The 13,561-nt window shown below is 74.6% G+C and carries 11 protein-coding genes and 1 rRNA gene; 7 read left to right on the plus strand and 5 right to left on the minus strand.

Translation table 11 applies throughout. The annotated features are described in order from the left end of the window. Positions 1-91 (plus strand): 5S ribosomal RNA (rrf, locus tag ACIQOW_RS13780); the annotation flags it as partial. Between the two features lie 68 nt (positions 92-159). Here rrf and pcp read toward each other — a convergent pair. The 3 genes from pcp to ACIQOW_RS13795 form a co-directional block, all read right to left on the minus strand. Continuing rightward, complete coding sequence (pcp, locus tag ACIQOW_RS13785; RefSeq protein ID WP_401084497.1) at positions 160-843, minus strand: pyroglutamyl-peptidase I; 684 nt, start codon at positions 841-843, stop codon at positions 160-162. A gap of 122 nt (positions 844-965) precedes the next feature. Further along, the gene (locus ACIQOW_RS13790) at positions 966-2,144 is read right to left on the minus strand and encodes an alpha-hydroxy-acid oxidizing protein (protein ID WP_401083779.1); all 1,179 of its coding nucleotides are present in this window, start codon (positions 2,142-2,144) and stop codon (positions 966-968) included. 179 nt (positions 2,145-2,323) lie between these two features. Then, on the minus strand, positions 2,324-3,571 hold the full coding sequence (locus ACIQOW_RS13795; protein WP_401083781.1) for an MFS transporter: 1,248 nt from the start codon (positions 3,569-3,571) through the stop codon (positions 2,324-2,326). A gap of 199 nt (positions 3,572-3,770) precedes the next feature. Between ACIQOW_RS13795 and ACIQOW_RS13800 the strand changes: the two genes are divergently transcribed. The 6 genes from ACIQOW_RS13800 to ACIQOW_RS13825 all read left to right on the plus strand — a co-directional run bounded on the left by ACIQOW_RS13800 (position 3,771) and on the right by ACIQOW_RS13825 (position 11,503). Continuing rightward, the gene (locus ACIQOW_RS13800; protein WP_401083783.1) at positions 3,771-5,216 is read left to right on the plus strand and encodes a DUF2079 domain-containing protein; all 1,446 of its coding nucleotides are present in this window, start codon (positions 3,771-3,773) and stop codon (positions 5,214-5,216) included. A 91-nt stretch (positions 5,217-5,307) separates the two neighbouring features. Further along, complete coding sequence (locus ACIQOW_RS13805) at positions 5,308-5,733, plus strand: GntR family transcriptional regulator (protein ID WP_401083785.1); 426 nt, start codon at positions 5,308-5,310, stop codon at positions 5,731-5,733. Between the two features lie 123 nt (positions 5,734-5,856). Next, positions 5,857-6,765 (plus strand): ATP-binding cassette domain-containing protein, encoded by a 909-nt coding sequence (locus tag ACIQOW_RS13810; protein ID WP_401084499.1) that lies wholly within the window; start codon positions 5,857-5,859, stop codon positions 6,763-6,765. Beyond that, positions 6,762-7,760: a hypothetical protein gene (locus ACIQOW_RS13815; RefSeq protein WP_401083786.1), complete on the plus strand. Its 999-nt coding sequence runs from the start codon at positions 6,762-6,764 to the stop codon at positions 7,758-7,760. Before ACIQOW_RS13810 ends, ACIQOW_RS13815 begins: the two co-directional genes overlap by 4 nt. 166 nt (positions 7,761-7,926) lie before the next feature. Further along, positions 7,927-8,769, plus strand: coding sequence for a siderophore-interacting protein (locus ACIQOW_RS13820; RefSeq protein WP_401083788.1), 843 nt, complete (start codon positions 7,927-7,929; stop codon positions 8,767-8,769). A gap of 433 nt (positions 8,770-9,202) precedes the next feature. Continuing rightward, complete coding sequence (locus tag ACIQOW_RS13825; protein ID WP_401083790.1) at positions 9,203-11,503, plus strand: DEAD/DEAH box helicase; 2,301 nt, start codon at positions 9,203-9,205, stop codon at positions 11,501-11,503. On the opposite strand, the gene ACIQOW_RS13830 is transcribed toward ACIQOW_RS13825, so the two are convergent. Both ACIQOW_RS13830 and ACIQOW_RS13835 read right to left on the minus strand, forming a co-directional pair. Then, positions 11,476-12,132, minus strand: a complete 657-nt coding sequence (locus ACIQOW_RS13830) for a response regulator (protein ID WP_401083792.1) — start codon at positions 12,130-12,132, stop codon at positions 11,476-11,478. The genes ACIQOW_RS13825 and ACIQOW_RS13830 overlap by 28 nt on opposite strands. Then, positions 12,120-13,484, minus strand: coding sequence for a sensor domain-containing protein (locus tag ACIQOW_RS13835; RefSeq protein WP_401083794.1), 1,365 nt, complete (start codon positions 13,482-13,484; stop codon positions 12,120-12,122). Before ACIQOW_RS13835 ends, ACIQOW_RS13830 begins: the two co-directional genes overlap by 13 nt. Positions 13,485-13,561: the final 77 nt, after the last annotated feature.

The following is a 13,561-nucleotide window of genomic DNA, read 5'->3' on the forward strand; positions in this document are numbered from 1 at the left end:
GCCCGGTTACATTCCGAACCCGGAAGCTAAGCCTTACAGCGCCGATGGTACTGCAGGGGGGACCCTGTGGGAGAGTAGGACGCCGCCGAACAATTATTCCGAAAAGCCCCTGATCCCAACGGATCAGGGGCTTTTCGCATTTCCGGTCAGATGGTCGGATCAGCCGCCCCGGCGGGACAGCCACGGCCGCCGTCGCGGTGCGGTCGTCGCGCCGCCGGCCTGGGACTGGAGGGTGGCCACGGCGCTGCGGATCAGGATGCGCACTCCCTCGGCCGCCGTCTCCGCCGACATCGACGCGCTCTGCTCCCGGCCGGACGTCTGGCTCGGCAGGTACGGCAGGCGCGCGAACCCGCCGCGCAGCTCCGGGTGTTCGGTGGCGATCAGGTGTGCCAGCCCGTAGAAGACGTGGTTGCAGAGCTGGGTGCCGGCGGTGTGCGAGACGGTGGCCGGGATTCCGGCCTGCTGGACCGCCTCCACGCAGGCCTTCACCGGCAGGGAGGAGAAGTACGCGGCCGGCCCGTTCGGCACGACCGGCTGGTCGATCGGCTGGTTGCCCTTTCGGTCGGGTGTCCGGACGGCGTCGTCGAGGTTGATCGCCACCCGCTCCACCGTCAGGTCCGGACGGTTGCCACCCTGGCCCGTGGCGATGACCAGGTCGGGTTTGAACCCGGCCACCGCCCGGCGCAGTTCGGTGATCGAGTCGCCGAACACCCAGGGCAGCTCGGCGAACTTCAGGGCCACTCCGGCCGGTGGACCGGCGGCGACCAGCCGGCCCGCCTCCAGGGACGAGTTCAGGGGATCGCGGCCGAACGGTTCGAAGGCGGTCAGCAGGACGCGGATGATGGCGGACCTCCTCGCGTACGGGAACGTACGGACCCGATTTATGCCGTTCGAGCGTAGAGCCGTCCCGAATGTCCCGGCAAGCCCCACTGGGTTTCCGGTGAACCCTGTGGCCTGATTGTGCGTCATGTCCGGCGCAGTGCACCGTTTGTACGGAGGGACGCGAGGGTGGGGTAGCCGTCGACGGCCATCAGGAGGTCGGCCTCGGCCAGCAGCGAGCGCAGCACGTGCACGATGCCGTCGGTGCCCTCCAGGGCCAGCCCGTAGGCGTACGGGCGGCCCACGCCGACGGCGGTGGCGCCGAGCGCGAGCGCCTTGACGACGTCGGCGCCGGAGCGGATGCCGGAGTCGAACAGGACGGGCAGGCTGTCGGCGGCCTCGACCACGTCGGGGAGCAGGTCGAGGGCGGCCAGGCCGCCGTTGGCCTGGCGGCCGCCGTGGTTGGAGCAGTAGACGCCGTCGACGCCGCCGTCCCTGGCCCGGCGGACGTCCTCGGGATGGCAGATGCCCTTGAGGAGGATCGGCAGGTCGGTGAGCGAGCGCAGCCAGGGCAGGTCGTCCCAGGTCAGCGGGTTCCCGAAGACGCCGACCCACTCCAGGACGGTCGCCTGGAGGTCCTCCTCCGGCGCCTTGGCGAGACGGGCGCGGAAGACCGGGTCGGAGGTGTAGTTGGCCAGACAGTGGCCGCGCAGCTGGGGGAAGTTGGCGGTGGCCAGGTCGCGGGGGCGCCAGCCGGTCACCCAGGTGTCCAGGGTGACGACGATGCCGCGGTAGCCGGCGGCCTCCGCCCGGTGCACCAGGCTCTCGGCGAGCGCCCGGTCGGTGGGCGTGTAGAGCTGGAAGAATCCGGGGGTGTCGCCGAACTCGGCGGCCACCTGCTCCAGCGGATCGACCGTCAGGGTCGAGGCCACCATCGGCACACCGGTCCTGGCGGCGGCCCTGGCGGTGGCGAGGTCCCCGTGGCCGTCCTGCGCGCAGAGGCCGATGACCCCGATCGGCGCCATGAACAGCGGACTTGGCAGCCGCTGTCCGAACAGCTCCACCGACAGGTCCCTGGTGCTCGCGCCGGCCATCATCCGCGGCACCAGGCCCCACCGGTCGAAGGCGGCGATGTTCGCCCGCTGGGTGGATTCGTCACCCGCCCCGCCCGCGACGTAGGAGAGCACCGACGGTGCCAGCGCCGCGCCCGCCCGTGCCTCCAGTTCGGCGAAGGTCATCGGCATCGTCGGCAGCACGCCGCCGAGGCCCTTCAGGTAGATCTCGATCTGGTAGTCGCCGAACCGCCCCTGGAATGCCGGGTCCATCCGCTCGCCGTCCTTCCGTCCGCTGTCGACCGGGACCGTCCCGGCCTGCGGTACAGTCCGCCCGGCCCCGCCGCACGGGCGGACGGGAGGGCAGACGGCACCCCGGCATTCTCACCACGGACGGAGCCGGCGGCCAGGGGCCGGGACGCGGACGCGGGTGCCTCACGGCCTCGGCGGTGTCACCGCGTCGGCGCGGGACGGACCCGGTGCCCGTACCGCCACACCGCCGCCGCGGCGAGCAGGGCGACCGCTCCGCCGAGCAGCATGACCGTACCGGGGGAGGAGTGGTCCACCACCAGACCGCCGGTCAGCGCGCCGGCCGAGAAGGCGGCCTGGAACACCGAGGTGAACACCACGCCGGCGGCTTCCGGGGCGTGCGGGGCCGCAGCGAGGAACCAGCTGAGCGAACAGACCGGGACGGCGCCGTATGCCAGACCCCAGAGCGCCAGCACGGCGGCGGCTCCGGGACCGCCGGTGCCCAGCAACGGCAGCAGCAGGGCAGCGGCGGCGAGCAGCACGGCCGCCGCGCCGAACACCGGTCGCAGCGCACCGGCCGCCCGGCCGCCGGCCAGGACGTTGCCGAGCAGTCCGGCGGCGCCGTAGCCGAGCAGCAGGGCGGTGACCAGCCCGGCACCGGCGTGGGTGGTGTCCGTCAGGAACGGGGTGACGTAGGTGTAACTGCCGAAGTGCGCCACCACGATCAGCACGGTCACCGCGATGCCGGTGCGGGTGCCGCGGCCGGCGAGCAGCCCGCGCAGCACGCCCAGATCGGTGGTGCTCAGCGGGGGCAGCGGCGGCAGCGACCGCAGGAGGGCCGCCAGCGCGAGCAGGGTCAGCGCGGCCACCGCGAGGAAGGCCGCCCGCCAGCCGGCCAGCGAACCGAGGAACACGCCCGCCGGCACTCCGAGCACCGAGCCGAGCGGGACGGCGGAGAAGACCAGGGTGTTGGCCCGCGACTGCCGGTGCTCGGGGACGAGGCGCGGCGCGAGCCCGGAGCCGATCGACCAGAACGCGCCGATGACCAGGCCGAGGACGACCCGGGCGGTCAGCACCGCCCAGTAGTCGGGGGCGAGCGCGTTGAGCAGGTCCGCCAAGGTGAGGACGAGCAGCAGCACGCAGAGCATGGTGCGGCGGTCCACCCGCCTGGTCGCGACGGTGACGACGGGCGCGGCCACCGCGGCGACGATGCCCGGCAGGGTCATCATCAGCCCGGCCGTGCCGTCGGAGATCCGGAAGGTGGCGCCGATCGGGGTGAGCAGGCCGATCGGCAGGATCTCGGTGGTGACGATGGAGAAGACGCCCGTCGTCACGGCGAGGACGGCGAGCGTGCCGCCGCGGCGGGCCCGGGGCTCCGGTGCGCCCGGGGCGGCCGGTGTGGGCGGGGCTGCCGGGGCGAGTCGGTCGGGTCGGTGGGTGGTGTCGGGCATGCCGGAGGTCCTGTCGGTGGGTTCGGGGTACTTCCCGAAGTCCACCAAGCGGAACGGGGGTCGGGCTGGCGTGAATCCGACGTCAACGCTTCCGTGAGGGCAGCCCGAAGGCCCGGCCGGCGTGGTCCGGGCGGGTTTGACGGCTGTCCGGGCTTCCATCACCCTTCCACTATTCGAATAGTGAAAGGGTACTTTGCCGATGCCCGCTACCTCCTCCCCGCTCAGCCCGCCCCGAGCCCTGCCGGGGCCGTCCGCTCCTCCGTCCGCGCCGCCTCCGGTCCGCCGCCCCGTCGCGCTCGCCTGGGGCCTGGCCGCCGGGTTCGCCGCGCTCTACGCCTGCGTCGCCGTCAACCGGTACCGGCGCGGCCTCAGCAAGGCCTACGACCTGGGCATCTTCGAGCAGGCGGTCCGGGCGTACGCCCACGGGCAGGCGCCGATCGTGCCGATCAAGGGGCCCGGCTACCACCTGCTCGGGGACCACTTCCACCCGCTGATCGCCGCTCTCGCCCCCGCCTACCGGGTGTTCCCGAGCCCGGTCACCCTCCTCGTCGCCCAGGCGCTGCTGATGGCGCCGGCCGTCGTCCCGCTGACCCGCTGGGCCCACGAGGTGGCCGGGCCGCGGGTGGCGCTGATCATCGGCTGCGCCACCGGGGCCTCCTGGGGGATCGTCCGGGCGGCGGCCGACGACTTCCACGAGATCGCCTTCGCCGTCCCGCTGCTCGCGTTCGCCGCCACCGCACTCGGCCGCCGCCGGCCGCTCGCCGCCGCGCTCTGGTCGCTGCCGCTGCTGCTGGTCAAGGAGGACCTGGGCCTCACGGTGGCCGCCGTCGGCGTCCTGATCGCCTGGCAGGCCGGGCGGGAGCGGCGCCGCAGCCCGCTGCCGGGGCTCGCGCTCGCCGGCGTCGGCCTCGCCGCGACCGCGCTCACCGTGCTCGTGGTGCTGCCGGCCTTCAACTCCGCCGGGGGCTTCGACTACTGGCAGCAGCTGGACGGCGGCGGGCAGCCCTCGCTCCGGGCCCTGCCGCTGCGGCTCGGCTGGCCGCCGGTCAAGTGGCTGCTGCTGTTCCTGCTCGCCGCCACCGCGGGCTTCGCCGGCCTGCGCTCGCCGCTCGTCCTGCTCTGCGTGCCCACCCTGGCCTGGCGGCTGCTCTCCGCCAACCCGCACTACTGGGGCGTCAGTTACCACTACAGCGCGGTGCTGATGCCGATCGTGCTGGCGGCCCTGGTCGACGCACTCCGCCGCGTCGACGCCCGGCGTGCCAGGCGCGCGCTGGCCGTCACCGCTCTGGTGACCGCCGTGACGCTGCCGCTCTATCCGCTGCACGAGGTGGTGATGCCCGAAGCCTGGCGCACCTCGCCGCGGCTCACCGCGACCAGGGCGCTGCTCGACCGGATACCCGACGACGCCACCGTGGCCGCCTCCAACCGGCTCGCGGCCCAGCTCACCCGCCGGGCGGAGGTCACCCTGGTGTGCCGGGAACCGGTGGGGCCGGGGCCGCAGTGGGTGGCCGTCGACCTGCGCGACCCGAGCGTGCGGTCCCCGTGCGCCACCGCCGACACCGCCCGGATGCTGGACGTCTACCGGGAGCGCGGCTACCGGCAGTTGGTCGGGCAGGACGGGCTGCTCCTGCTGCGGAGCCCCTGACCGCTCCGGATGAGGCCCCGGGGCCGGCTTGACCCGCGCACCGCGGTGGGCCACTATTCCACTATTGAACTAGTGAAAGGCTGAAGCACGGGTGATCGAATACCGCATCGAGCGGCGCAGCGGCGTCTCCACCTACCAGCAGATCGTGCAGCAGACCAAGCAGGCCCTGCGGCTCGGACTGCTCCAGCCCGGAGACAAGCTGCCGACCGCCCGTGAGGTGGTCGAGCAGACCGCGATCAACCCCAACACCGTGCTGAAGGCCTATCGCGAACTCGAACGTGAAGGGCTGGTCGAGCCCCGCCCGGGGCTCGGCACCTTCGTCCGGCGCTCGCTCGCCCGGCCCGAGGCCGCGGCGGACGGGCCGCTGCGCGCGGAACTGGTCGAGTGGGTGGACCGGGCCCGGGCGGCCGGACTGGAGCGCGAGGACATCGCCGCGCTGATGGCCTCCGTCCTGGAGCAGCGCTTCGACACCGGGGTTCCCGGCGCCGAGGCGAAGGACTCCGACACCGGGGCCTGAGACTCCCCGGCAACACCGAACCGAGAACAGTGGGGGGACCGGGTGCAAGACCCGACGACCACGGCGCCCGCGTCGGCGCCGGCCCTGGGGGCAGCAGCGCTGGAGGCCACCGGCCTCGGCAGGATGTACCGGAGCGGCTGGGCCCTGCGCGGCTGCGACGTCACCGTCCCGGCCGGACGGATCTGTGGCGTGGTGGGCCCCAACGGCGCGGGCAAGAGCACCCTGCTCGCCCTCGCCGCCGGCCAGCTCGCGCCCACCGAGGGCGGGTTGCGGGTGCTCGGCGCCGTGCCCGGTACGCCCGAGCTGCGCGCCCGGGTCGCCTACGTGCCGCAGGACAAACCGCTGTACCCGGGCCTCACCGTCGCCGAGACGCTGCGGATGGGCCGCGAGCTCAATCCGGTGTGGGACCGGGAACTGGCCCAACGGATCGTCGACCAGGGTGAGTTGAAGCCCAAGGCGCGAGTCGGCTCGCTCTCCGGAGGCCAGCGCACCCGGGTCGGCCTCGCGCTCGCCCTCGGCAAGCTCCCCGACCTGCTGCTCCTCGACGAACCGATGGCCGACCTCGACCCGCTCGCCCGGCACCAGCTGATGGGCACCCTGATGTCGGCCGCCGCCGAACGCGGCACCAGCATCCTGCTGTCCTCGCACATCCTGCCCGAGCTGGAGGGCGTCATCGACCACCTCGTCCTCGTCCAGCGCGGAGGCGTCCGGCTGGCCGGCGACCTGGAGGAGATCCTCGACGGCCACCAGCTGCTCACCGGGCCGGCCGCCCAGGAGCCCGGCCTCCCGGCCGGGTCGGTGGTCGAACAGAGGGTCAGCGGCCGTCGCTCCATCGCGCTGGTCCGCACCGGCGAACCGGTGGACGGCCGGTGGGAGAGCGAGCGGCCGAGCCTGGAGGACCTGCTGCTCGGCTACCTCCGGGCACCCGCGGCGGCTCCTGCCGCCTCCTCGTCTGCCTCCGTCGCCGCCTCCGTCGCCGCCTCCGCCTCCTCCGCCGACGACTCGTACCGCCCGAACGGGGTGTCCGCATGAGCACCGACGTCCTGCCCGACCGCGCCACCGCTCCGACCGCCGTCGCCGCCCCCGGCCTGCGCGGCCTGTTCTGGCTGGCGCTGCGTCAGAACCGCTTCCTGCTCAGGACCATGGGTGTGCTGCTGGCCCTGGCGGTGGCCGAACTCGCCTGGATCCACATCGCCTGCCGGCACATCGTGGGCGTCCTGCGCCGGACCGGCTGCTACAGCGGTGCCTGGAACACCCTCAGGATGGACGAGGCCCGGTGCTGGACCCTCTTCGCGCCGATCAACCGCCCGGGCTTCTGGTACCTGGAGGTCCTCCAGCCCGCCGTCACCGCGCTCCCGCTGCTGGTCGGCGTGTTCGTCGGCGCGCCGCTGCTGGCCCAGGAGTACGAACGCGGCACCATCCGCCTGATCCGCGCACAGTCCGTCAGCCCGGCCCGCTGGCTGGCCGTCCGGCTCGCCGTGCCCGGGCTGGCCGTGCTGACCGTCAGCGGCGTGCTCGCCGCACTGATGAGCTGGGTGTGGTGGACGGACATACTGAACGGCCCGGCCGGCTTCGACCCGCCGTTCCAGTTCTTCACCTACCCGGCTCTCGGGCTCGCCCCGGTCGCCTGGTCCCTCTTCGCCCTGGTGCTCGGTGTCCTCGTCGGCAGACTGGTCCGCCGCACCCTGCCCGCGATGTTCCTCACCGGCGCCCTCGTCGCCGCCGCCCACGGCCTCGTCCTCTGGGCCCGGCCCTTCTTCCACTCCGCCGTGGAACAGGTCGCCACCCTGAGCACCCCCAAGCCCGCCAACGCCTGGCTCCTGGACCGCGGTGTCGTCCTCCCCGACGGCAGCCGCGCCGGCATCGACGCCTGCCAGACCGCCGTCACCTGCGCCGACGACGCCACCGCATGGCTCCGCTACCACCCGGTCGACCACTTCGTCCCCATCCAACTGGTCGAAGCGGGCATCCTGCTGACGCTCACGGCGGCGCTGCTGGTCGCCGTCTTCCGCTGGATCCGGTCGTAGGGTCCGCCCTCCGGCCCCGGAACCGCACGGGTGACGAGAGGTCACGCCGGTCGCCTGCCCGATCGGGGACGGCATGGCGACCGGCTGCCGGGTGGACCGCGCGCCACTTCGAGGTGCTAACTTAGGCAAGCCTAACCACGAAGTGCGACCATGCCCAGGAGGCGTCATGGCAGACCGACCGACCCGCCGGACACCACGGGCCCGCGAAACACAGGTGCTGCGCACCGAGCGGATCACGCCGCACATGGTGCGCCTGGTCCTCGGCGGTGCGGGGCTGGACGACTTCGACGCCACCGAGTTCACCGACCACTACATCAAGGTGCTCTTCACCCCCGAGGGCGTGAGCTACCCGCAGCCCTTCGACATGGCGCGGATACGCGAGGAGTTCCCGCCCGAGCAGTGGCCGACCACCCGGACGTACACCGTGCGGGACTGGGATCCGGCGCTGCGCGAGCTGACCGTCGACTTCGTGGTGCACGGCGACGAGGGCCTGGCCGGTCCGTGGGCGGCCCGTGCGCAGCCCGGCGAGACGGTGCGTTTCCTGGGCCCCGGCGGCGGCTACGCCCCCGACCCGAGCGCCGACTGGCACCTGCTGGCGGGCGACGAGAGCGCGCTGCCCGCGATCGCCGCGGCGCTGGAGCGGATGCCGGCCGACGCGGTGGTGCACGCCTTCGTCGAGGTCGCGGACGCCGCCGAGGAGCAGAAGATCCTCTCGCCCGCCGGGGTCCAGGTCAGCTGGTTGCACCGGGGCGCACGCCCGGTGGGCGAGGCGCTGGTCGAGGCGGTGGGCGCGCTGGAGTTCCCGGCCGGTACGGCATCCGCGTTCGTCCACGGCGAGGCGGGCTTCGTGAAGGAGCTGCGGCGCCTGCTGCGCCTGGAGCACGGCATCCCGCGCGAGCGGCTGTCGATCTCGGGCTACTGGCGTTTCGGTCAGAGCGACGAGGGCTGGCGGGCGGCCAAGCGGGAGTGGAACGCCCAGGTGGAGGCCGAGCAGGAGCAGCCCGGCTGATCCGCGCCGCCGAGCAGCCGCCCGCTCCGCCACGGATCTCCGGTGGCGCCGCCTGCCACGATCGCGGGTGGCGTCCGGCCTTCGGGCCGGCGCCGCCCGCGGTCGCGGTCGACCCAGGCCCGGCCGGCGGGGTCGGACCCCGGGCGGGTGTCCCGGGGGTGGGACGGGCCGCCGTGGAACGCGGCGGGCGCGTCCGCCGGTTCGGGCACCGGGCCGCCGGCCGGCCGTACGCCGCCCGGGAGTTCGGGGACGGTGTCCCGGTCCGGTGGATCCCCGCCGAGGTACTGCTCGGCCCCACCGTGGACGACGACGGCCCTGGCCGTGCGCCGACTGCCCCTCCCCGCCCGGCGGGAGCCCACCGCCGGGCGTCCGATCCCGAGCCCCGTCCGGCCCTCGTCCCCGCACGGACCGGCCGGACGGCCCCTTCCGGTGGGTGGGATCATGGGCGTCCGAGGACACGGAGCGGGACGGGGGCCAGGCGGTGGGGGAGCGGCGGCGGGGTGGGCGGCGGCCCGGGGCGGTCCTCGCCGAGGCGGACGGGCTGCGGGCGGCGGCCGGGGCGGTGGTGGCGGACCACCGGGGAGCCGTGGAGCAGGTGCGGGCGGCGTACCTCGGGCTGCGGGACCGGTTGGTGGCGGACGAGCTGGGGGCGATCCCGACGGCCCGGCTCAGGGACGTGACCGAGGGCCGGTTGCGGGTCGGGGCGCTGGAGGCGGCCGGGCTGGGGACGGTGCGGCAGGTGGCGGAGGCCTCCCGCTACACGCTCCAGCTGATCCCCGGGGTCGGGGCGCAGACGGCGGCGCAGGCGCTGGCCGCGGCCGGGCAGATCGCCAGGGCGGTCGAGCAGACGGTGGCGGTGCGGCTGGACGTGGACCGGCAGGACCCGTTGGGCACCGCGCTGGTCGTCGCGCTCCAGCGGCTGGTGGCCGCGGGGCCGGACGCACGGCGGGCCAGGGAGACCGCGGAGCGGGTCCAGGCCGAGCTGGAGCCGCTGGTGGTGGCCGCGCAGCCGGCCAGGGGGGTGCTGCGCGGTCTGTTCGCCGGGCGGGAGCGGCGGGCGCGGGCGCAGGCGGCGGTGGAGCGACTGGAGAAGGTGCTGGCCGGCTTCGGGGCGCAGGACGTCCCGGTGCTGCTCGCCCAGGCATCGGTCGACCTGCTGCGCCCGCCGGTCGAGGCGGTCGAGGCGTGGACGGACTTCGAGCTGCGTTCGGCGGACTACTACGGCGTGCTCGGCGGGATCGTCGAGGAGGCCGGGACCGAACTCGCCGCAGCCGAGGGGTTCCTGCCGGAGGAGCTGTCGGACCGGGTGAGGGCCGAGCCGCTGGACGACACCCACTGCCGGGTGTCGCTGCGCGGCTACCAGGCGTTCGGCGCGCGGTTCGTGCTCGCCCGGAAGCGGGTGATCATCGGGGACGAGATGGGCCTCGGCAAGACGATCCAGGCGATCGCCGTGCTGGCGCACCTGCGGGCGCGGGGGAGCACCCACTTCCTGGTGGTCTGCCCGGCCAGTGTCCTGATCAACTGGACCCGGGAGGTGGAGTCGCGCAGCACCCTGCGGGCGTACCGGGTGCACGGCCAGGAGCGGGAGGCGGCGCTCGCCGAGTGGCTCCGCGAGGGCGGTGTCGCGGTGGTGACCTTCGACGGGCTGCGCCGCCTGGAGCCGGCCGAGGTGGCGGAGGCGGTCACGGTCGGGATGGTCGTGGTGGACGAGGCGCACTTCGTCAAGAACCGGGCCGCGCAGCGCTCCCGGGCGGTGGCCGCCTGGGTGGAGCGGGTGGAGCGGGTGCTGTTCCTGACCGGGACGCCGATGGAGAACCGGGTGGAGGAGTTCCGCAGCCTGGTGCAGTACCTCCAGCCCGAGCTGGTGCCGGAGGTCCGGCCGGACTCGGCGGCCGCCGGGCCGGTGGCGTTCCGCAAGGCGGTGGCCCCGGCGTACCTGCGCCGCAACCAGCAGGACGTGCTCACCGAACTGCCCGAGGTCGTCCACGTGGACGAGTGGGAGGAGTTCTCGCCCGCCGACCTCGCGGCCTACCGGTCGGCCGTCGCGGCGGGCAACTTCCCGGCGATGCGGCGGGCCGGGTACGCGGACCCGGCGGATTCGGCGAAGCTGCGGCGGCTGCTGGAGATCGTCGGCGAGGCTGCGGAGAGCGGGCTGAAGGTGGTGGTCTTCTCGTTCTTCCGCGATGTCCTGGCCGCGGTCCGGGAGGCCCTGGAGCGGCGGCCGTTCGGGCCGGTCGACGGCTCCCTGGGGGCGGCGCGGCGGCAGGAGGTGGTGGACGCGTTCAGTGCGGTGTCCGGGCACGCGGTGCTGCTCTGCCAGATCCAGGCCGGCGGCGTGGGACTGAACATCCAGGCGGCCTCGGTGGTGATCCTGTGCGAGCCGCAGGTCAAGCCGACCCTGGAGGAGCAGGCGGTGGCGCGCTCCCGCCGGATGGGGCAGGTCCGCCGGGTGCGGGTGCACCGGCTGCTGGCGGCGGACAGCGTCGACCAGCGGATGCTGGACCTGCTGCGGGCGAAGGGCAGGCTGTTCGACGACTACGCGCGGCGCAGCGAGGTGGCGGAGTCGACGCCGGAGGCGGTGGACGTGTCGGAGCGGTCGCTGGCGGAGCTGATCGTAGAGGAGGAACAGCTGCGGCTGGCGGCTCGGGCGGATGAGACGGCGGAGGACGGCGGGCCGGCGCAGGACGGCGCCTCGTCCGCGGACGGTCACCCGTCCGCGAGCGCGCGCAGGTAGGTGAGGACGGCGCGCACCCGGCGGTGGCCGGTGTCGGGGGTGGGCATGCCGAGTTTGCCGAAGATGCCGCCGATGTGCTTGTTCACCGAGCTCTCGGCGAGGAAGAGGAGCCGCGCGATGGTCGGGTTGTTGTGGCCCTCGGCCATCAGGGCGAGCACCTCGTGCTCGCGCGGGGTGAGGGCTGCCAGCGGGTCGGGGCCGGTGCGGTGGGCCATCAGCTGGGAGATCACCTCCGGGTCCATGGCGGTGCCGCCCTCGGCGACGCGCCGCAGGGCCTGGAGGAACTCCTCGGCGCGGCCGACCCGGTCCTTGAGCAGGTAGCCGACGCCGGTGGCGCTCTGGGCCAGCAGTTCGGCGGCGTAGGCGCGTTCGACGTACTGGGAGAGGATCAGGACGGGCAGGTCGGGCAGCCGGCGGCGGGCTTCGACGGCGGCGCGCAGGCCCTCGTCGCGGAAGCCCGGCGGCAGCCGGACGTCGACCACGGAGACGTCCGGGCGGTGGTCGAGCAGGGCGGGCAGCAGTTCGTCGCCGTGCTCGACGGTCGCGCAGACCTCGTGGCCCTCGCTGTGCAGCAGCAGGACCAGGCCCTCGCGGAGCAGGGCGTTGTCCTCGGCGATCAGGATCCGCACGGTATCTCCGTTTCCAGGACGGTCGGGCCCCCGGGAGGGCTGGACAGGCGGGTGGTGCCGTCGAAGGCGGCGACCCTGCGGCGCAGGCCGGGCAGCCCGGTGCCCGCTCCGTCGGCGGCGCCGCCCCGGCCGTCGTCCTCGACCCGGACGGCGATGGCGTCGGCGGTGATCCGCAGCCGGACCAGGGCGGCGCGGGCGCCGCTGTGCCGGGCGACGTTGGCGAGCGCCTCGGAGACCACGAAGTAGGCCGCGGCCTCGGCGGCGGCGGGCGCGCGGGACGCCGGCCCGGCGGCGTCGGGCTCGCCCCGGGCGGGCGCGTCGAGTTCACCCCGGGGCGGCGTGTCGAGTTCGACCCGGGGCGGCGTGTCGAGTTCGACCCGGGTGGGGACGGCGCAGTGCGCGGCGAGCGACCGTACGGCCTCGGCGAGCCCGCGGTCGGCGAGCAGCGGCGGGTGGATGCCGCGCACCAGGGTACGCAGCGAGGCCAGGGCCTGTTCGGCGACGAGCTGGGTGGAGTCCACCAACTCCGCGGCCTGCTCGGGGCGTTGGTCAAGAGCGCGGCGGATCATGCCGAGCCGGAGCGAGACGGCCACCAGGTTGGCCTGGGCGCCGTCGTGCAGGTCCCGTTCGATCCGGCGCAGTTCGGCGGCGTGGGAGTCCAGGGCCGCGGACCGGCTGGTGGTCAGCTCCCGGACGCGCCGGGCGAGCGACGTGCGGGGCCGGGCGACGAGCAGCCGGCGGGAGGCCCGGGCGTGCAGGTCGGCGATCGGCGGCAGCAGCGCCAGGGCGAGGACGGCGTAGCCGACCCCGCCGGCCGCCGCCGCGACGGCCATCGGCCAGGAGTCGACGGTCAGCAGGATGATCCTCCCGCGTTGGTCCGGCAGGAGCTGCCACCACACCGGTGCCGTCAGCCAGTTGACGGCATGGCTGCACAGCGTGAGGGCCGCTGCGCACAGCACCGCTCCGCCGGTGCCGTGGGCGAGCAGCCACACCAGGTCCTTGCGGACGGCCGGATCGTGCACGGAGACCCGGTCGCCGTACGGCGTGCGCGGCCGGTCGCCGCCCAGCCGCCGGCCGACCCGCCGCCGGTGGAACTCGGCGCAGCGGCGCAGCAGTCGCAGCACCGGCGGGAGGAGCGGCAGGCCAACGCCGACCAGGCAGAGGGCGAGGACGACGAGCAGCAGACAGAGCCCGGCCGACGCGGCCAGACCGGTGCCGAGGCAGAGCAGGAGGTACCAGGCGGCGGCGGGGGAGCGGCGTGCCACCCACCGGGCGGCGGAGCGCAGGGCCGACCGGGCCGTGGAGCGGACGGTCGGCCGGTCCGTGGACGCGGCAATCCTGTTCGCCCGCACGATCGTTCAGTTCCCCCGCGCTTGCGAACCGGCCGGCTGACTGCCGATCACCCTAACACCGGCCCCGGCCGTGGCCC

Origin of the sequence: Kitasatospora sp. NPDC091335, assembly GCF_044757205.1 — a bacterium.
Taxonomy (GTDB): domain Bacteria; phylum Actinomycetota; class Actinomycetes; order Streptomycetales; family Streptomycetaceae; genus Kitasatospora.

Bases quoted from the DNA above. Each gene is read 5' to 3' on its own strand.
- ACIQOW_RS13790 (WP_401083779.1), bottom strand. From the start codon at position 2,144: ATGGACCCGGCATTCCAGGGGCGGTTCGGCGACTACCAGATCGAGATC.
- ACIQOW_RS13795 (WP_401083781.1), bottom strand. From the start codon at position 3,571: ATGCCCGACACCACCCACCGACCCGACCGACTCGCCCCGGCAGCCCCG.
- ACIQOW_RS13800 (WP_401083783.1), top strand. From the start codon at position 3,771: ATGCCCGCTACCTCCTCCCCGCTCAGCCCGCCCCGAGCCCTGCCGGGG.
- ACIQOW_RS13810 (WP_401084499.1), top strand. From the start codon at position 5,857: ATGTACCGGAGCGGCTGGGCCCTGCGCGGCTGCGACGTCACCGTCCCG.
- ACIQOW_RS13815 (WP_401083786.1), top strand. From the start codon at position 6,762: ATGAGCACCGACGTCCTGCCCGACCGCGCCACCGCTCCGACCGCCGTC.
- ACIQOW_RS13820 (WP_401083788.1), top strand. From the start codon at position 7,927: ATGGCAGACCGACCGACCCGCCGGACACCACGGGCCCGCGAAACACAG.